This window comes from Arthrobacter sp. TB 23, assembly GCF_000294595.1.
Classification (GTDB): domain Bacteria; phylum Actinomycetota; class Actinomycetes; order Actinomycetales; family Micrococcaceae; genus Arthrobacter_D.
The window spans coordinates 1-17,318 of sequence record NZ_ALPM01000085.1 but is presented as its reverse complement, the minus strand read 5'-3'; the positions used below and the strand labels follow the sequence as shown (position 1 = coordinate 17,318).

General features: G+C 65.0%; 21 protein-coding genes and 2 pseudogenes. 18 read left to right on the top strand and 5 right to left on the bottom strand.

The annotated features are described in order from the left end of the window. On the top strand, positions 1-1,187 hold a 1,187-nt coding region (locus B384_RS0112450; RefSeq protein WP_019483430.1), incomplete at its 5' end, for an ATP-dependent DNA helicase. Here the strand turns inward: B384_RS0112450 and lexA are convergent. Beyond that, positions 1,184-1,840, bottom strand: coding sequence for a transcriptional repressor LexA (lexA, locus tag B384_RS0112445; protein WP_050994982.1), 657 nt, complete (start codon positions 1,838-1,840; stop codon positions 1,184-1,186). The two genes, B384_RS0112450 and lexA, sit on opposite strands and share 4 nt — an antisense overlap. Positions 1,841-2,310: 470 nt before the next feature. On the opposite strand from lexA, the gene B384_RS0112440 reads away from it, so the two are divergent. The 9 genes from B384_RS0112440 to B384_RS0112405 all read left to right on the top strand — a co-directional run bounded on the left by B384_RS0112440 (position 2,311) and on the right by B384_RS0112405 (position 8,488). Next, positions 2,311-2,685 (top strand): LysM peptidoglycan-binding domain-containing protein, encoded by a 375-nt coding sequence (locus B384_RS0112440; protein WP_019483428.1) that lies wholly within the window; start codon positions 2,311-2,313, stop codon positions 2,683-2,685. 158 nt (positions 2,686-2,843) lie between these two features. Beyond that, positions 2,844-3,953 carry a histidinol-phosphate transaminase gene (locus tag B384_RS0112435; RefSeq protein ID WP_019483427.1) on the top strand — a complete coding sequence of 370 codons (1,110 nt, stop codon included), beginning with the start codon at positions 2,844-2,846 and terminating at the stop codon, positions 3,951-3,953. 82 nt (positions 3,954-4,035) lie between these two features. After that, positions 4,036-4,653, top strand: coding sequence for an imidazoleglycerol-phosphate dehydratase HisB (gene hisB / locus B384_RS0112430; protein WP_019483426.1), 618 nt, complete (start codon positions 4,036-4,038; stop codon positions 4,651-4,653). Beyond that, entirely contained in the window at positions 4,650-5,288 is a 639-nt protein-coding gene (hisH, locus tag B384_RS0112425; protein WP_019483425.1) for an imidazole glycerol phosphate synthase subunit HisH, read from the top strand. The genes hisB and hisH overlap by 4 nt, the downstream gene beginning before the upstream one ends. 14 nt (positions 5,289-5,302) lie before the next feature. After that, positions 5,303-5,449: a hypothetical protein gene (locus B384_RS20835; protein ID WP_192813092.1), complete on the top strand. Its 147-nt coding sequence runs from the start codon at positions 5,303-5,305 to the stop codon at positions 5,447-5,449. Between the two features lie 40 nt (positions 5,450-5,489). After that, on the top strand, positions 5,490-6,248 hold the full coding sequence (priA, locus tag B384_RS0112415; protein ID WP_019483423.1) for a bifunctional 1-(5-phosphoribosyl)-5-((5-phosphoribosylamino)methylideneamino)imidazole-4-carboxamide isomerase/phosphoribosylanthranilate isomerase PriA: 759 nt from the start codon (positions 5,490-5,492) through the stop codon (positions 6,246-6,248). Continuing rightward, complete coding sequence (locus B384_RS18840) at positions 6,245-6,910, top strand: SseB family protein (RefSeq protein WP_337459707.1); 666 nt, start codon at positions 6,245-6,247, stop codon at positions 6,908-6,910. Before priA ends, B384_RS18840 begins: the two co-directional genes overlap by 4 nt. 77 nt (positions 6,911-6,987) lie before the next feature. Next, positions 6,988-7,128 carry a hypothetical protein gene (locus B384_RS21425; protein ID WP_019483422.1) on the top strand — a complete coding sequence of 47 codons (141 nt, stop codon included), beginning with the start codon at positions 6,988-6,990 and terminating at the stop codon, positions 7,126-7,128. Positions 7,129-7,162: 34 nt separating this feature from the next. Continuing rightward, the gene (locus tag B384_RS0112405; protein WP_019483421.1) at positions 7,163-8,488 is read left to right on the top strand and encodes an MFS transporter; all 1,326 of its coding nucleotides are present in this window, start codon (positions 7,163-7,165) and stop codon (positions 8,486-8,488) included. Here the strand turns inward: B384_RS0112405 and B384_RS0112400 are convergent. Continuing rightward, entirely contained in the window at positions 8,481-8,939 is a 459-nt protein-coding gene (locus B384_RS0112400) for a DUF1844 domain-containing protein (RefSeq protein ID WP_019483420.1), read from the bottom strand. The two genes, B384_RS0112405 and B384_RS0112400, sit on opposite strands and share 8 nt — an antisense overlap. 345 nt (positions 8,940-9,284) lie before the next feature. Here B384_RS0112400 and infC point away from each other — a divergent pair, with 345 nt between their 5' ends. The 4 genes from infC (at position 9,285) to B384_RS0112380 (ending at position 12,113) form a co-directional block, all read left to right on the top strand. Next, entirely contained in the window at positions 9,285-10,298 is a 1,014-nt protein-coding gene (gene infC, locus B384_RS0112395; RefSeq protein ID WP_019483419.1) for a translation initiation factor IF-3, read from the top strand. Between the two features lie 111 nt (positions 10,299-10,409). Then, entirely contained in the window at positions 10,410-10,604 is a 195-nt protein-coding gene (gene rpmI, locus B384_RS0112390) for a 50S ribosomal protein L35 (protein ID WP_019483418.1), read from the top strand. 99 nt (positions 10,605-10,703) lie between these two features. Continuing rightward, entirely contained in the window at positions 10,704-11,126 is a 423-nt protein-coding gene (gene rplT / locus B384_RS0112385; RefSeq protein ID WP_019483417.1) for a 50S ribosomal protein L20, read from the top strand. A 75-nt stretch (positions 11,127-11,201) separates the two neighbouring features. Beyond that, a complete protein-coding gene (locus tag B384_RS0112380) occupies positions 11,202-12,113 on the top strand; it encodes a TrmH family RNA methyltransferase (protein ID WP_024476259.1) in 912 nt (303 codons plus the stop codon). Here the strand turns inward: B384_RS0112380 and B384_RS18835 are convergent. Then, positions 12,106-13,335, bottom strand: a complete 1,230-nt coding sequence (locus B384_RS18835) for an MFS transporter (protein ID WP_019483415.1) — start codon at positions 13,333-13,335, stop codon at positions 12,106-12,108. The two genes, B384_RS0112380 and B384_RS18835, sit on opposite strands and share 8 nt — an antisense overlap. A gap of 116 nt (positions 13,336-13,451) precedes the next feature. Here B384_RS18835 and B384_RS0112370 point away from each other — a divergent pair, with 116 nt between their 5' ends. Further along, entirely contained in the window at positions 13,452-13,907 is a 456-nt protein-coding gene (locus B384_RS0112370) for a (deoxy)nucleoside triphosphate pyrophosphohydrolase (protein ID WP_026041162.1), read from the top strand. Positions 13,908-13,981: 74 nt separating this feature from the next. Here the strand turns inward: B384_RS0112370 and B384_RS0112365 are convergent, their stop codons facing one another. After that, a complete protein-coding gene (locus B384_RS0112365) occupies positions 13,982-15,043 on the bottom strand; it encodes an Rv2578c family radical SAM protein (RefSeq protein ID WP_019483413.1) in 1,062 nt (353 codons plus the stop codon). Between the two features lie 80 nt (positions 15,044-15,123). Between B384_RS0112365 and B384_RS0112360 the strand changes: the two genes are divergently transcribed. The 3 genes and pseudogenes from B384_RS0112360 to B384_RS21145 all read left to right on the top strand — a co-directional run bounded on the left by B384_RS0112360 (position 15,124) and on the right by B384_RS21145 (position 16,998). After that, positions 15,124-16,155, top strand: a complete 1,032-nt coding sequence (locus tag B384_RS0112360; protein ID WP_019483412.1) for an ABC transporter ATP-binding protein — start codon at positions 15,124-15,126, stop codon at positions 16,153-16,155. Next, a pseudogene (locus B384_RS21150) lies at positions 16,152-16,637 on the top strand (ABC transporter permease subunit); the annotation flags it as partial. The gene B384_RS0112360 and the pseudogene B384_RS21150, both read left to right, overlap by 4 nt. 82 nt (positions 16,638-16,719) lie before the next feature. After that, complete coding sequence (locus B384_RS21145; protein WP_019483410.1) at positions 16,720-16,998, top strand: hypothetical protein; 279 nt, start codon at positions 16,720-16,722, stop codon at positions 16,996-16,998. 16 nt (positions 16,999-17,014) lie between these two features. Here B384_RS21145 and B384_RS20830 read toward each other — a convergent pair. After that, a pseudogene (locus B384_RS20830) lies at positions 17,015-17,318 on the bottom strand (ABC transporter permease); the annotation flags it as partial.

Here is a 17,318-nt window from a genome sequence, read left to right as displayed (position 1 = left end):
CCCGCCGTCATCTGTCAATCGCCACCGAGGGCCTCGACTCCGCAAACCGCTTTTTCGAGTCATCAGTCACCGGGATCCCCACGGGATTAATGGCTGCCGGACTCACCGAGGAGCAGGAAACGGCGATCACGCAGGTCCGCGAAGCCTGCCGGGCCGTCCTGTCGGACGCCAAAGGAGACGGACCGACCCCGGCAGACGGTGGCCGGCAGATGGCGAAGTCCCACGTCCTCGCCGTCTTCGAACTTTGCGAGCGGCTTCTGACGGCGACACCGGCCGGTGAGGTGCTCTGGGCCTCACGGCCAAGCACCTTCTCACCGGGCACCGGGTATTCACAGCCCGACGACGACGCACCCGCGACCATCAACATCGCGCCACTGTCCGTGGCCGGGAAGCTGCGGGAAGGCCTGTTCGCCGATCACACAGTGGTCCTGACCTCGGCAACGCTCGCCATCGGGGCCGAATTCGGTCCAGTCGCCGGTTCGCTCGGTCTCGCGGGCGCCTCGGCGCCGTCATGGACCGGCGTCGACGTCGGCAGCCCCTTCGACTACCCGAAGCAGGGCGTCCTGTATGTCGCGAAGGACCTTCCAAAGCCGGAGCGGGGCACCTCGCCTGAGCAGCTCGACGAACTGGAGGTCTTGCTGAAAGCATCGCGGGGTGGGGCGCTGGGACTTTTTTCCTCCCGCCGCGCGGCCGAAGACGCGGCCGAAGCACTGCGCCCTCGGGTCGACTTCGAAATCCTGTGCCAGGGCGAATCGTCAATGTCGGCGCTGGTCAAACAATTCTCGGATGAGCCGGACACGTGCCTCTTCGGCACCATGTCACTCTGGCAGGGCGTCGATGTGCCAGGCCGGTCGTGCCGGCTGGTGACCATCGACCGCATTCCCTTCCCGCGCCCTGACGACCCACTCATGACAGCTCGGACGAGAGCCGTAGCGAAAGCCGGTGGAAACGGTTTCATGAGTGTTTCGGCAACCCACGCGGCCGTCCGCCTCGCTCAGGGCGCCGGACGCCTCATCCGCGCAGCCGAAGACAAGGGGGTGGTGGCGATCCTCGATTCCAGGCTCGCCAACGCACGCTACGGATCATTCCTGCGTGCCGCGCTGCCGCCTTTTTGGTCCACCACCGATCGCACGACGGCGGTCGGCGTCCTGGAGCGGCTGGCAGGAAAACCCACGCCCGGGGGTTAGAGGGCGCGCATGACCGAGACGACCTTGCCCATAATCGTGGCGAGGTCTCCCAGGATCGGCTCGTACTGGGTGTTCTGGGGGAGCAGCCAGGTGTGACCGTCGCGCTGACGGAAAGTCTTCACAGTCGCCTCGTCGTCGAGGAGCGCGGCCACGATGTCACCGTTCTGTGCTTCCTGCTGGCGCCGGACCACTACCCAGTCACCGTCGCAAATGGCGGCGTCGATCATCGAATCGCCATAGACCCGCAACATGAAGAGATCGCCGTGGCCCACCAACTGGCGGGGTAGCGGCATGACATCTTCCACTACCTGGTCGGCCAGCACCGGGCCGCCGGCAGCGATCCGCCCCACCATCGGAACCATGGCTGCGTCGATCGCGCCGCCGACGTCCGGTGTCGTGCCCTGCCCCGATCCTTCTTCGCCGCTGTGCTGATCATGGTCGAGGGTCAGCGGAAGCAGGATCTCCATGGCGCGGGGGCGCTTCGGATCGCGCCTGAGATAGCCCATCCGCTCGAGCTGCGACAACTGATGGGTGACGCTCGAGAGACTGGCGAGCCCCACCGTGTCTCCGATCTCGCGCATGGAGGGCGGATACCCGTTGGTGCCGATGGCCCGCTGAATGGTCTCAAGGATCTTCTTCTGGCGGGGCGTCATGCCCTTGGGCACCTGGCGCCCACGCGGGCGGCCACGGGCTGGCAGGACGGCCGGGGCGGGGTCAGCCGGGGCAAGGTCGGAGGCCGGTTCATCCAGTGGTGCGTCGGACTCTTTCACGGTCGCTGTCCCTTCGATAAGAATCCATGTACCCCGGCAGATCCCTGGATTCCAGGGGCCGAGCTTATTTTGTCAGTGGCGGATGATGTGCTGGTTTCTGCTGGATCCCGAACCTTCATCCTTGCCCTAACGGTAAGGGAGTCAGGACACGTTTTCAAACATTTGTTCGATCGTGTCTCGACAAAGTTCGTCAATCAGTGCTAAAAATAAACAAGCAGTAATTCGAAGATAAGTTCGAACAAAACAGGAATCGCCGGTTTTAGCTCGAACACCGCCTTCAACCTTCAGGGTTGGTCCCGGGCTCATACCCCAGGACCGAATGGACTGATTCGAGAGTACAGAGAGGTGTATCCATGTCTGTCATCACCACACACCAGAATTTCCCCACCACCGAAAGCGACGCGACCAAGAGCGGCGCCACCAAGCTGCGGCTTACCCGCAGGGGCCGGCTCCTGTTGGTCGGATTGCCGATCGTGCTACTCGCGTCGGCCGTTCTGATGTTGTCAGGATTTTTCAACTCGCCTGCCAAGGCATCAGCTGAAGGCGGAGAGGTGACCGAGACCGTCAGTGTCAGCGTCGCAGCCGGCGAAACCATCTGGCAGCTGGCAACCGAGTTCGCTCCGGACCGCGATCCGCGCATCGTCGTCTCCGAGATCGTTGAACTGAACAGCCTGGGCACCTCAGTGCTGCAGGCAGGGCAGCAACTGGATGTCCCCACCAACCGGTAACTCCTCGACAGCCAGTGCTGCACCCCCAGAACCCTCCAACCCGGTCGGCCAGTATCGGCCACCGGGTGTGGAGCTTCTGCGAACGCGGTGAAGATCCTGATGAAGGGTGAAGGCCCGTCGATTCTGCACCTGCAGCACTCCACGCTTAACCTTGACAGGTGAGCGAACAGTTTGAGCGGTTGAGCCGGTTGCCCCTGCGTGAGGATCTGCGGGGCAAGCACCCCTACGGGGCACCCCAGTTGGATGTCCCCATCCTCCTAAACGTCAATGAGAATACCCATGGAGTGCCGGACGATGTCCGGCAGGCAATCGTTGATGCGGTGAGCCGGGAGGTCGGGGGGCTGAACCGTTACCCCGACCGTGAGTTCACCGAACTCCGGACCAATCTCGCACGCTACCTCGGCCACGGACTGACGCCCGAAAACCTGTGGGCCGCCAACGGATCCAACGAGGTACTGCAGCACCTGCTGCAGGCCTTCGGTGGCCCGGGTCGATCAGCCATCGGCTTCCCCCCGACCTACTCCATGTATCCGTTGCTGGCCAGCAGCACCGGCACCCGCTATATCGCAGGGCAGGGTAACGACAGGTTCGAGCTCAGCGCCGCCGACGCGGCCCGCGAAGTGCGCGAATCCGGCGCGAACCTCGTCTTCCTGTGCTCGCCGAACAACCCGACCGGCTCAGCGCTGGGCCTGGATGTGGTGGAAGCGGTTTATGAGGCGGGCAGCGACGCGCAGGCAATCGTGATCGTCGATGAGGCCTATGCCGAGTTCGCCCACGCAGGCACCGTCAGCGCCCTCAGCCTGCTGGCGGGCCGGGAACGTCTTGTGGTGTCACGCACCATGAGCAAGGCTTTCGCGATGGCCGGGACGAGGCTCGGTTACCTGGCGGCGGCCCCCGAGGTTGCTGACGCGCTGCGCCTGGTCCGGTTGCCGTACCACCTTTCGGCCATCACCCAGGCGGCAGCGAACGCGGCCCTGACCCACTCTGACCGATTGCTTGCCAACGTGGAAAACATCAAGGTGCAACGCGATCGGATAGTGACCAGTCTCCAACACCTCGGGTTGACCCCGGTGCCCTCGGACGCCAACTTCGTTCTCTTCGGCGGACTGGACGACCCGCACCGCATCTGGCAGGGCCTGCTCGACGGGGGAGTGCTGATTCGCGACGTCGGTATTCCCGGTCACCTCCGGGTCACCGCAGGCACCGAGACGGAAACCACAGCGTTCCTCGACACCCTCGGTGCCCTGCTGGAGGGGACCGTCTCCTAGACTGGTGATAGACCCTTTCCAAGCGGCGCCCGGTGCTGTCCCTACCGTCACCCATCCGCTACGTACCAATCGAAGGATAGCCATGAGCGTGGAAACCACTGTCGGACGCACTGCGAGCCGGGAACGGACCACCAGCGAGTCGTCGGTGTTTGTCGAGCTCGATCTTGACGGCACCGGACGCGCGGAGATCAGCACCTCGGTGCCGTTCTACGACCACATGCTGACTGCGCTGGCCAAGCACTCACTGATCGACCTCACGGTCCGAGCCACCGGTGACACGCACATCGATGTCCACCACACCGTCGAGGATGTCGCCATCACCATCGGCGAGGTGCTCCGGGAGGCCCTGGGGACGAAGGCCGGGATCCGCAGGTTCGGCGAAGCGACGGTGCCCCTGGATGAGGCGTTGGCCAACGCCGTCGTCGACATCTCCGGCCGGCCATACCTGGTGCACACGGGTGAGCCTGCAGGCCAGGAATACCACCTGATCGGAGGGCACTTCACCGGCTCGCTGACCCGGCACGTCTTCGAGGCGATCACCCTGCATGCCCAGATCTGTCTGCACATGACGGTGTTGGGTGGACGGGATCCACACCACATTGTCGAAGCCCAGTTCAAGGCGTTCGCTCGGGCGCTGCGCGCTGCAGTGGAACCGGACCCACGCGTGGAGGGCATCCCGTCCACCAAGGGGGCACTATGAGTGCGCCACGCGTAACGGTTCTGGACTACGGTTCGGGGAACATCCGTTCAGCGGTCCGTGCCCTGGAACACGTCGGCGCTGAAGTGACGTTGAGCGCCAAACCCGACGACGTCCTGAACGCCGACGGGTTGGTGGTGCCCGGCGTCGGAGCCTTCGCGACCGTGATGAAGGGTCTGAAGGATGTCGATGCACTGCGCATGATCGGCCGGCGGGTGGCGGGCGGCAGGCCAGTGCTTGGCATCTGCGTCGGCCTGCAAATCCTCTTCGAGGAGGGCGTCGAGCACGGCGTCCGGACCGCGGGAATGGGCGAGTGGCCAGGCACCGTTGAACGGTTGCAGGCTGACGTCGTCCCGCACATGGGCTGGAACACGGTGAAGGCAGCCGAGGGGTCACAACTGTTCGAAGGCATCGAGGACGAGCGGTTCTACTTTGTGCACTCCTACGGCGTGCAGCAGTGGAAGTTCGAGGTCACCCAGCCAGCCATGAAGCCCCCAATGGTGACCTGGGCGGACCACGGCGGTCAGTTCATTGCCGCCGTGGAAAACGGTCCCCTCAGCGCCACCCAGTTCCACCCCGAAAAGTCCGGTGACGCCGGGGCCCGTCTGCTCTCCAACTGGACAGCCGGGCTGCGGTAGTCATGTGGAGCATAGTGTTGATGGGGCTCGCGGGCCTGTTGATCGGTGGGGCTATCTCCTTCCGGCGGCAGGAACTACCCAAGGCCCTGATCATCAGCTTCTGGGTCCTGGCGGGAATGGCGCTCCTCGCTGCCTACCTCCTGACCCTGACCGACATCTGATTCCAGACCTCCGACAGCTACGAAAGAGTCACAACACCCGATGAGCCCCTTTACTGAATCCCCCATTCTCGAACTGCTTCCTGCCGTCGACGTCGTCGACGGGCAGGCTGTCCGCCTGGTCCAGGGCGAGGCCGGCAGCGAAACAGGTTACGGTGACGCCCTCGAGGCGGCCCTCGCCTGGCAGCAGGACGGCGCCGAATGGGTGCACCTGGTGGACCTTGACGCAGCCTTCGGCCGGGGCTCAAACCGCGAACTGCTCGGACGCGTGATTAACGAACTCGACATCAAGGTGGAGCTGTCCGGGGGAATCCGCGATGACGCTTCCCTCGACGCAGCCCTGGAACTCGGCGCGCACCGGGTGAACCTCGGCACCGCAGCCCTGGAAAACCCGGAGTGGACCGCTGCGGCCATCGCCCGCTACGGCGACAAGATCGCCGTCGGCCTGGACGTCCGGGGCACCACCCTGGCAGCCCGCGGCTGGACCGAAGAAGGCGGCGACCTGTGGGAAGTCCTGCAGCGCCTCGAAGACGCGGGCTGCTCCCGGTACGTGGTCACAGACGTCACCAAGGACGGCACGCTCCGCGGCCCCAACCTCGAACTACTCCAGCAGGTGCTTGAGCGGACCTCGCAGCCCGTGGTCGCATCGGGTGGAATCTCAAGTCTTGAGGACCTCGCGGCGCTGCGCCAGCTGGTGCCACACGGACTGGAAGGCGCAATCGTGGGCAAGGCGCTGTACGCCGGCGCTTTCACGCTGCCCCAGGCGCTCGACATCGCCGGGCACCCGGCATCCCGGATGTGAGCGAGCGGCAGCTCCCCGCACATATCGCCGCTGCCCTGGCGGCCAACACCGCCGATTCCGCGGGGCAGGCCTGGGAAGGCCGTGACCTGAGCGGCGAGGGTAACCCGCTGCACAACTTCGACGACGACGACGGGGCCGCACCGCCCGCCTACACCGAGGCAATCGACCGGCTGCTGGCCGGGACCAGCGACGAAACGGGAGTGCTCGCCGCCCTCGCCGGGGTGAGACTTTTCGTACCCGTGGTAGCCCAGCTCGCTGGGGAAACCGCGCCCGACGACCCTCACTCGCACGCCGACCACGGCCACGGCGGGGGAGCACCGGAGGGCGACAAGGAGGCCGACATGGCCCTGGTCACGCTCAAAGCACCCGATGGCCGCACGGCGCTGCCGGTCTTCAGCTCTGTTGCTGCACTGGCCGCGTGGCATCCGGAAGCCAGGCCCGTGGCCGTTTACGCGCCGCGTGCGGCGCTGTCGGCGGTCGCCGACGGAGCGCAGCTGCTGGTCATCGATCCGGGCGCGCACTTCACCTTCGTTGTGCGTCGCCCCGCCATGTGGGCGCTGGCCCAGCAGCACGAGTGGCGNGGCGGCCGGCCTACAGCGACCCAAGCATCGCCGACCTGGTCGCCCAGATCACCGGTAAGGAGCCAGCGATCCTGCGGGTAGCGCTGGGTCCCGGAAGCGGGGTCCCGGCCCGCGCGGCAGACGGTACACTGGCATCCGGCGGCGGACCGGGCCCCGAAGTGCGGCTCCAGATCACGCTCCGAGGCGGGCTGGCTGGGGAAGCGGTCCAGACGGTGGTCCAGCAACTGCAGGACCGGCTGCGGGCCAATACAGAATTTGTGGAACGGGTCGACTCCCTTGAGGTGGTACTGACCCGCTGAGGACGTGCGGGCGGACCCGCAGAAGAGTGAACCAGTGAATTTTGCCCTCTACCGGGAGCTGCTCCGTATTGTCCCGGTGCGGCGTCTGCTCATCGTCGGAATGATCGCCAGATTCCCGCACTCCGCGGCCGGGGTCCTGCTGACCCTTCATGTGGTGCAGACCCTCGACCGTGGGTACGCGGAAGCCGGCGCTGTCGCGGCTCTTCTGACGATTGGCATCGCCGTCGGCGCACCCTGGCGGGGCCGTCGGGTCGACAGCGCGGGGCTGCGCAAGGCACTGATTCCGTCCGTGATCGCCGAAGCGGTGATCTGGTCTGTGGCACCCCAGCTGTCCTACGAGTGGCTGCTCGTCGCCGCCCTGATCGGTGGGTTGTTTACCCTGCCCGCCTTCTCGGTGGTTCGCCAGTCCCTGGGCGTGATGGTGTCCGGGGAGAAGCGACGGACCGCGTTCACCCTTGACGCGATCAGCACCGAAATGATCTTCATGGTGGGACCGGCGCTGGGCGTCGTCCTGGCCACCCAGGTCTCGACGGTCTTTGGCCTCACCCTGGTGGGGCTGGCCACCGCCGGTGCCGGTCTCTTCCTGATGTGGTTCAACCCACCGACCCGGAGCGAGCAGCTGGGAGCTGTCTCCCGGCCCCCGACCGAAGCCGAGGACGAGGCCGCCGCCGTCGGTGCGCTGGTCGCATCGGCGCCAGCGCACGTCACCGAAGCGTCGGCCGAACTGTACCCGGGAGGACGCGCAGCACACGGTCGTCAAGGGGCGAAGGGACGTCAGCGGGTCAAGGAGCGGCTGGCGGGCAGCTTCGTCTGGCTGACGGTGGCGGTGGCGGTGGTCCTGGTGGTGGCTGCCGGGGCAGGACTGGTGCTGGCCGGTACCGAGGTGGGGATCGTCGCCGCGCTCGAGGATTCGGGCCGGGAGGGTGAACTCGGGCTGGTCTTCGCCGCCTGGTGTGCCGCATCGGTGGTGGGCGGCCTGATCTATGGTGCGCTGCACCGGCCGGTGTCCCCGCTGGTGCTCCTCCTGCTCATGGGGCTGTTCACCATCCCCATGGGTTTCGCCGAAAACACACTGGCACTGTGCCTGCTCTCGATCCTGCCGGGACTATTGTGCGCACCGGTCCTGTCGGCGGCGTCCGAACGGGTGGCCGACCTGGTGGTCGAGGAACGGCGTGGCGAGGCGATGGGATGGTATGGCTCGGCACTCACCTCGGGGGTGGCGCTGGGTGCACCACTGGCCGGCATCACCATCGACACGGTGGGCCCGTCCGCGGCCTTCACCGCCGTGGGGTCGGTCGCGGTACTGATCTGCCTGCTGGGCCTAGGCGCCCAGCAGGTACGACGACGGCGGGCTAGTTGACCGCGCCGGTGAATTTTTCGCCGGGGCCCTGACCTGGCGCGTCCTGAATGACCGACGCTTCGCGGAAGGCCAGCTGCAGTGAGCGGAGCCCGTCGCGCAGCGGCCCGGCGTGCTGGCCACCGATCTCGGGGGCAGCGGCAGTGACAAACCCGGCCAGTGCCGTGATGATCTTGCGGGCCTCGTCAAGATCCTTGAGTTCCTCGGCGTCGTCGCCTTCTGCCAGGCCGCATTTCACGGCTGCGGCGCTCATCAGGTGCAGCGCGGAGGTCATGATCAGCTCCACGGCACTCACCTCGGCGATGTCGCGGCGAACCTGGCGACCGTCGTCGGCGGTTTGGTCCAGGGGGTCCTGGAGTGATGGCTGGTCCGGGGCGCCAGCGGAACCGCCGTCGTCGCCGGGTGCCTGGAAGATGTTGCGTTCGCTGTCTGGATTACTGGCCGGAGTACTCATGCTGGTAAGCTTGTCACAGACCGACTGGAGGTCACTATTTCATGCGCCCACACGGGGCATGAAAAAGATCACTTCCAGTTTGCAAGCGGAGTTTCCTCCCACCCGCGATTGCCAGGTGTTTCGTTGCGAAACATGGTGGCAGCCGGGTAACAGGTCGGTACGTACGATCGTCAAGACATTTCTTGACAGTACGCTTCCACTCGCAGTGGAAGTAACCGATCATCGAGGCCTCTGATTGCACGTGCAGTCGGGGGCCTTCTTCTATTGCAGGTGGTATTACTTCAAAGATTTCAGGAGCAACACATTAGCGAGCCAAGAATCAATGATCGTATCCGCGTCCCAGAGGTGCGGTTGGTAGGACCTGCGGGCGAACAGGTAGGCATCGTCCGTATTGAGGATGCTCTCCGTCTTGCCTCCGAGTCAGACCTGGATCTTGTTGAGGTTGCACCGCAGGCCAAGCCTCCGGTTGCCAAGCTCATGGATTTTGGCAAGTACAAGTATGAGGCCGCGGTCAAGGCTCGTGAGGCGCGCAAGAACCAGACGAACACCGTTCTCAAGGAGATCCGGTTCCGCCTGAAGATTGACACTCATGATTACGAGACCAAGCGCGGACATGCAATGCGCTTCCTGGGCGCAGGCGACAAGGTCAAGGCCATGATTCAGTTCCGTGGACGCGAGCAGCAGCGACCCGAAATGGGTATTCGCCTGCTGCAGAAGTTCGCTGAGGACGTTGCCGAGGTGGGAATCGTTGAATCGACCCCCCGCATCGACGGTCGCAACATGGTCATGGTCATTGGTCCGGTCAAGAACAAGGCTGAGGCAAAGGCTGAAGCGCGACGCGCTACCCAGCGCGCCGATGCCAAGGCTGCGAATGAGGCAGTGAAGGCTGGTACCGAGAAGGTGGATACCACCCCGGACAAGGCGCCCATGACGCAGAGCCTCGCGGACCTGCTGCCTGACGGCTACTCAACCACCGCTTCCCAGGAGGCGGCCGAAGAAGCCGCAGCACAGGAAGTGATTGCGGCCGAAGTTGCAGCCAAGGAGGCCGCGGCGCAGGAAATCGTCGACCGCGAGAAGGCTATCCAGGACAAGGCGGATCAGGAAGTCGCAGCAGCCGAGGCAGCCAAGGCAGCGAAAGCTGCCGAGAAAGCCGCTGCTGAAGCACCGAAGGCTCCAGCCAAGGCGGCCGGTGCGAAGGCAGCTGAGAAACCAGCAGCTGCTCCCAAGCCCGCTGCAGCGCCGAAGCCAACCGCGGCTCCCAAGCCGATGGCCATGCCCAAGCCAGCAACACCCAAACCTGCCAGCAAGGCAGCTCCCCGGAGCACGCCGAGCCGGCCTAAGCCCGGAACCTCCGACTAGGGATTACGTCCCCCGGAGCCGCCAGGCGCCCGAATAAACCCGCAGGCACCCCCGCGGGTGCCGTACGACCCGCCTGCAACAGCTGGTGGAAACCAAAGGAGATCGGTTCTCATGCCGAAGATGAAGACCCACAGTGGTGTCAAGAAGCGTTTCAAGCTGACCGGAAGCGGCAAGCTCAAGCGCCAGCAGGCTAACCGCCGCCACTACCTGGAGCACAAGCCCTCCACGCTGACTCGCCGTCTCGGTAGCGACAAGATCGTCTCGAAGGCCGACACCAAGGTCATCAAAAAGATGCTCGGCATCTAACTCACCCAAACCACTTAACCGGGCTTGCGCCAGTCTCCTGCACACTGCAGGACAGCGCTGAACATCATCACCCGGTAGATCTACTGAAGGAGTACGCACGTGGCACGTGTGAAGCGGGCGGTAAACGCCCACAAGAAGCGTCGGGTAATTCTCGAGCGGGCGAAGGGCTACCGTGGGCAGCGTTCACGCCTGTACCGCAAGGCCAAAGAGCAGCTGCTGCACTCATTTGTGTACAGCTACGGTGACCGTCGCAAGCGCAAGGGTGACTTCCGTCGCCTCTGGATCCAGCGCATCAATGCAGCGTCCCGCGCCAACGGCCTGACCTACAACCGTCTGATCCAGGGCCTGAAGGCCGCCGAGATCCAGGTTGACCGCCGTATGCTGGCCGAGCTTGCAGTATCTGACGCCAACGCGTTCTCCGCACTGGTACAGATTGCCAAGGATTCGCTGCCTGCTGACACCTCAGCACCAGCCGGCGCCCAGGCGTCAGCCACCAAGGCGCCAGCCAAGGCAAGCGCCTAACCTTTCGTTTTACCCTTCTCGGTTCGGTCTCACCCGGATTACGGGGAAGACCCAAAATACTGAGAACATCAGTACATGACTAACACCGGACGCCCAGCGGCACCGCCCATGACCAACCCCCGAGCTGATCGGGTCAAGGAAGTGGCTCGGCTCGCTGGGCGTCCGGCCCGTTTAAGGCAGGGCCGGTTTCTCGCCGAGGGGCCTCAATCCGTTCGGGAAGCATTGGCATTGCATTCGGCGCGCCACGCTGCGGGCGAGCCGGAGGTCATCGAGGAACTGTTCATCACCGAGGAATGCCTGGACCGGCACGCCGAGCTTGGACTGTTCGAAGGACAGCCAGCCCCACGGCTGGTGACTGAGGAAGTGCTGGCCGCAATGTCTTCGACGGTGACGCCGCAGGGTGTCATCGCGGTGTGTTCGTTTGTCGATGTCCCGCTCGAAGCGATGCTCGCCAGGGAGCCCCGGCTAGTTGCCGTGATGGTGGAAGTGCGCGATCCCGGCAACGCGGGAACCATTCTGCGAGCAGCCGATTCCGCTGGCGCCGACGCGGTGGTGTTGACGTCGTCGAGCGTTGACCTTTACAACCCGAAGGCTGTCCGGTCAACTGTCGGGTCACTGTTTCACTTGCCGGTGGTTCTGGGCGCCGACCTTGACCTGGTGCTCACCTCGCTGCGGGAGCGCGGGATCGCCGTGCTGGCAGCCGACGGTTACGGCGACGTCGACCTCGACACCCTGCAGGAAGGCAGTGCACGACGGCGGCTGGCACCCTCAGCGGAGAACGCTGGGGACGGGAGCAGTGCAGCTCGACTGGAAGCCCCGACGGCCTGGCTCTTCGGTAACGAAGCGCAGGGGCTGCCCGACGTCGTTTTGAAGGGCGCGGACCACCGGGTGGCAGTGCCCATCTATGGTCGGGCGGAAAGCCTCAATGTGGGGACCGCCGCAACCGTCTGCCTTTACGCCTCCGCGAGGGCGCAGCGCCTCAGCTGAGGCCCTGGCCGACCGCCGAATGTTCAGTCGGCCGGGGCGTCCTGGTTCCCCGGTCCATCCGCCCGCTGACCAAGGCCACAGCAAGCCCGATGACGGCCAACACCGCACCGACCAGTGCCGGAGCCGTGTACCCCCAGCCAGCGGCGATCACCGCGCCGCCCAGGAACGCGCCCAGGGCGTTGGCAATATTGAGCGCTGCATGGTTCAGGGACGAGGCGAGGGACGGCGCGTCAGGGGAGACGTCGAGCAGGCGGACCTGAAGCGACGGAATCAGCATGGCGCCAATCGCACCGACCAGGAAGACGAACAGCAGGGCGGTTGGCGCCCATTGAACGGCGAAGGAGAACGCCACCAGCGCGGCGGCGATCACGCCCATCACCCAGTAGATGGTGCCCATCACGGAAATATCGGCCAGGCGGCCGCCAATAATGTTCCCGGTGACCATGCCCAGACCATAGAGGGCAACGACGAACGGCAAGGTCGCTTCGGGGAGGCCCGTGACCTCGGTCATGGTCGGGGAGATGTAGGAGTAGACAGCGAAGAAACCGCCGAAGCCAACTGTGCCGATCAGCAGCGTCATCCACACCTGGCCACGTTGCAAGGCGCCCAGCTCGCGGCGGATACTCGCATTCTGCAGGACCTGCTGGTGAGGGACGCTGCGGGAAATCATCCAGATAGTGACCACCCCAATGACACCGACCAGAAGGAACATGGTCCGCCACCCGAACATCTGACCCAACCAGGTGGCGAACGGTACCCCGATGACGTTGGCGATACTGAGCCCCAGCATCACCATGGCCACGGCGTGCGCCCGGCGCGTGGGCGCCGAGAGGGACGCGGCAATGACAGCCGCGATGCCGAAGTACGCGCCGTGGGGGAGACCCGACATGAAACGGGAAAACAACAGCCAGCCGTAGTCGGCGGCGAAATAGGACGACAGGTTCCCGACGGTGAAGAGAACCATCAGCCCCAGCGCCATCCCTTTGCGGGGCAACCGGGCGCCGAGGGCAGCGAGCAGGGGAGCGCCGATGACGACGCCGATCGCGTAGGCCGAGATGACATGCCCACCCTCGGGAATGGAGATATCAAGGTCGCCCACCATCTCCTGCAGGAGACCCATGATGGCGAACTCGGTGGTGCCGATACCGAAGCCGCCCATGGCGAGGGCGATGATGGCGAAGTTCAGCTGCCGTGGGGTGAGGGTGCGTCGGGCGTCAGACATGGAACTCGTTTCGGCATCAGATGGTGTTGGTGGCGTTGCTCTGTAGAGCGCAACGCATCGACGCCGTTGTCTATTTCAACTGTAGCCGGGCCGGTACCGCCAGCTACACTCGGTTCGTGCCAGCTGACCAGTTACCCCGCCAGATTGTCGGCGCAGCGATCGTCGATTCCCTGACTCACCCCACCCGGCTGCTTGCCGCCCGTCGCACGGCGCCCGAGCAGTTCGCCGGCATGTGGGAATTCCCCGGGGGGAAGGTCGAGGCGGGGGAAACGGACACAGCCGCACTGCATCGGGAGCTCCTGGAGGAGCTTGGGGTCGAAGTTGAGCTCGGTGCTGAGATCGTCGGGCCGGTACCCGGTGGCTGGGCGCTGAACGAACGCGCCGTCATGCGGGTCTGGCTAGCCGAGGTCACCACCGGTGAACCCCGACCGCTGGAAGACCACGATGTTCTCTCCTGGGTTCCCCTTGCCGGTTCCACTGAGTTGGCCGACCTCGCCTGGATCCCTGCCGACCGCCCCATCGTTGACGCGGTGCTGACGCAGACCTGCCATGCCGGAGCGGCTCAACAGTAGATTGGGGAGCTCTCGCGCCGCATCTAGAACAGTGCTGGCTTTAGAACAGTGCTGGCTTTAGAACAGTGCCGGTTCTAGAACAGTGTCGGCTCCGCATCCGTAGCGTGTGCAGGGCGCACGGTAGACGTAGCAGCCGTTTCGCTGACTCCGGGAGGTCCTGGCTGAAGCTCTCGAAAGAACTGCGCCCCGGAGGTGAACCCGTGATTAGCCCGGTGCTGCCGAATCCGCCCCGACAGCCAGGTGCGGTACTCCTTGGATGCATAGCTCCCGCCGCGATACAGGCGCCGGTACCGGCCCACCAGCGCCGGGTGATTCTCCGCCAGCCATTCCAGGTACCACTCCCGGGCCCCGGGCCGTAGATGAAGGGCGCCCGCCGAGACTCCGGTGGCACCGGCAGCGGCCAGGGCGCCAAACAATGCATCGAGTGACTCGTCATCGTCGGTCAGCCACGGCAGGATCGGCATTGCCAGAACCCCGCAGGGCAATCCAGCGTCGCGCAGGCGGCTGATCAGCTCGAGCCGTGCCTTGGGGCTGGGTGTACCGGGTTCCACCGCATGGGCTAGGGCGGGGTCGATAATGGCGAGCGAGATTCCCATTCCAATCTGTACCGCTGAAGACGCTTTCTTCAGGAGCGGGATATCCCGTGCCAGGAGGGTGCCCTTCGTGAGGATGGAGAACGGTGTCCCCGAATCGGCGAGCGCGGTGATGATGTCGGGCATCAGCCGGTAGCGGCCCTCGGCCCGCTGGTACGGATCGGTGTTGGTGCCCATCGCGACATGTTCCCGCTGCCAGGACCGGCGGGACAGTTCGCGGCGCACCACTTCACCCACATTGGTCTTGACCACCAGTTGGGAGTTGAAGTCCAGCCCAGTGTCGAGGTTCAGGTAGCTGTGGGTCTTTCGAGCGAAACAGTAGACGCAGGCGTGGGAGCAACCGCGGTAGGGGTTGATGGTCCAGTGGAACGGCATGCTGGAATTGCCGGGGACCCGGTTCAGCGCCGACTTGGCGAGCACCTCGTGGAACGTGATGCCCGCAAATTCTGGCGTCCTGACAGTCCGGACCAGGCCGCTCAGGGGCAGCAGCGGCTCCTGAGGAGCCGGCGCCGTCGTCGTCGTACTCTGTCCAGCCCATCGCATGAATATATTAGAACATACGTTCTACTGGGGTTGGGGGAGGACTGCTTGTAAGCTGTGAACTCAGGAAGGTGGTGCGTGCCATGGGCCAGGTGATCGAGGTCAAGGGCCTCCGGAAATCGTTTGGTCGCCGGGATGTCCTGCACGGCATCGATTTTGGGGTGGAACGCGGCGAAGTCTTCGGCGTTATCGGGCCCAACGGTGCAGGAAAAACCACCACCATGCGGTGCCTGCTCGACATCATCAGACCGAGCGCCGGGAGTATCAGGATTCTGGGTGAGAATCCGGGCGCTGCGGGACCTAAACTGCGGCGCAAAATCGGTTACCTGCCGGGTGAGCTATTCCTTGAGCAACGGATCACCGGACGCTGGCTGCTGGCGCACTATGCGGCCATCAGCGGTGCGGTGCGGCCGGGGCGAGCGGACGAGCTGGCGGAACGCTTCAACCTGGACCTGGACCGCCACACCCGCAAACTGTCCAAAGGCAACAAACAGAAGCTGGGGCTCGTGCAGGCTTTCATGCATGACCCCGAAGTGTTGATTCTGGATGAACCAACCAGTGGCCTCGACCCGCTTATGCAGCAGGAGTTCCGGGCACTCCCGCGCGAAGCCCAGCAGCGGGGGCAGACCATCTTCCTGAGTTCACATGTCCTGAGCGAGGTCCAGCAGGCCGCGGACAGGGTCGCTATCCTGCGCGACGGCGACATCGTCCAGGTCTCAAGCGTCTCAGTCCTCCGGGAGGGTGCCCACCGCCAGATCCGGATCGCGGTGACCGGTGTCCCCGGGCCCGAGCTGGAGCTGCTGCTCCGGCACGTACCGGGGTTGCACACCATCGAAGTTCAGACGGCCGGCGAGCTCACCGAAATCTCGGCCACCCACGAGGGTGCCATCCGGCCGTTGATCCGTGCCCTGGCACCGCTCCAACTCGCCGATCTGGTCATCGAAGAACCCGATCTCGAGGAATCAGTGCTCACCCTGTATGGCACCGGCAGGAACGATGGCACCGGCAGGAACGGAGGCACCGGCGGGACGGGCGCTGCCAGTGCTGCCGGTGCCTCCGGTCGCCGCGGTGACGTGGCCGGCCCCCGTGGATTCAGCGAGCGGAGCCGGTCATGAGTCACTCGGCACCGCCAGCCACCCGGGACGACCGGACCGACCCAGCCAGGATCCTGCCGTTGTTCAGGCGCGCGCTGCTTGATCACTGGCGATCCACCCTGGCCTGGGCCGTGGGGCTCGCCGCCGCCATCCTGGTATACCTGCCACTGTTTCCTTCCCTCGGGAACAGCGACGAGATGCAGGACATGATCAACGCGCTCCCTCCGGAGATGACCAGAGCACTGAACTATGATCAGATCGCCTCGGGTCCCGGGTACACGCAGGCCACCATCTTTGGGCTGATCGGCTTCCTGCTCCTGACCATCGCGTCGGTGTCCTGGGGTGCGTCGGCAGTGGCCGGTGATGAGGAGTCCGGCCAGTTGGAACTGACGCTGGCGCACGCGGTCACCAGACCCCAGGTGGTGTTGGAGCGGGCCCTGGCGATTGCGGTGCGCACTGTCGCGCTCGCGGCCGTCGTCTTCATCCTCGTGCTGCTCCTCAACGAGCCCGCTGAGCTGGGGATTCAGACTCAGGACCTCTTTGGTGCGACGGTCCTGTTCGGGGGGACTCGCGCTCCTCAGTGGGATGGCCGCCCTGTTTGTCGGGGCGGTGAGCGGCAGGAGGCTTTATGGCCTTGCGGCCGGCGCCGGGGTTGCGGTGCTGAGCTACGTCTTCAACGCCGTCGGACGCCAAAGCCCCGACCTTCAGTGGCTGCTGAACCTCTCGCCCTACCACTGGGCGTATGGAAACTCGCCGGTGGCCAATGGGGCGGACTGGGGTGCTGCCGCCTGGCTATGGGGTATCTCGGCGGCGCTCGCCGGACTCAGCGCGGTCGCCTTGCAACGACGGGATGTCGGGATCTAGGAGGGAAGGGGTTGGTTCAGCCAGTGAAATCGCGGTGCCGGATGAGGTACGCGGCGAGGACTGCACCCCCAACCGCTACGAGGCCCATCACCACAATCGGGACGGGATCGAAAGCTTCAACCGGCATGGCCGGGGAATGATGAAACGGGCTCACTGCCTGCAGCCACTCCGGCAGGCCCAGCAACTCGCCAAACTGGCCGAGCACCAGCCCGCCCGTCAGAAGGCCCCAACCGGCCCCTACACTCCACCGGGGAACAGCGGCGAAGATGACAGCGGGTGCGGCGATGAAAATCGCGGCCGCTGGTACATGGACGAGGCTC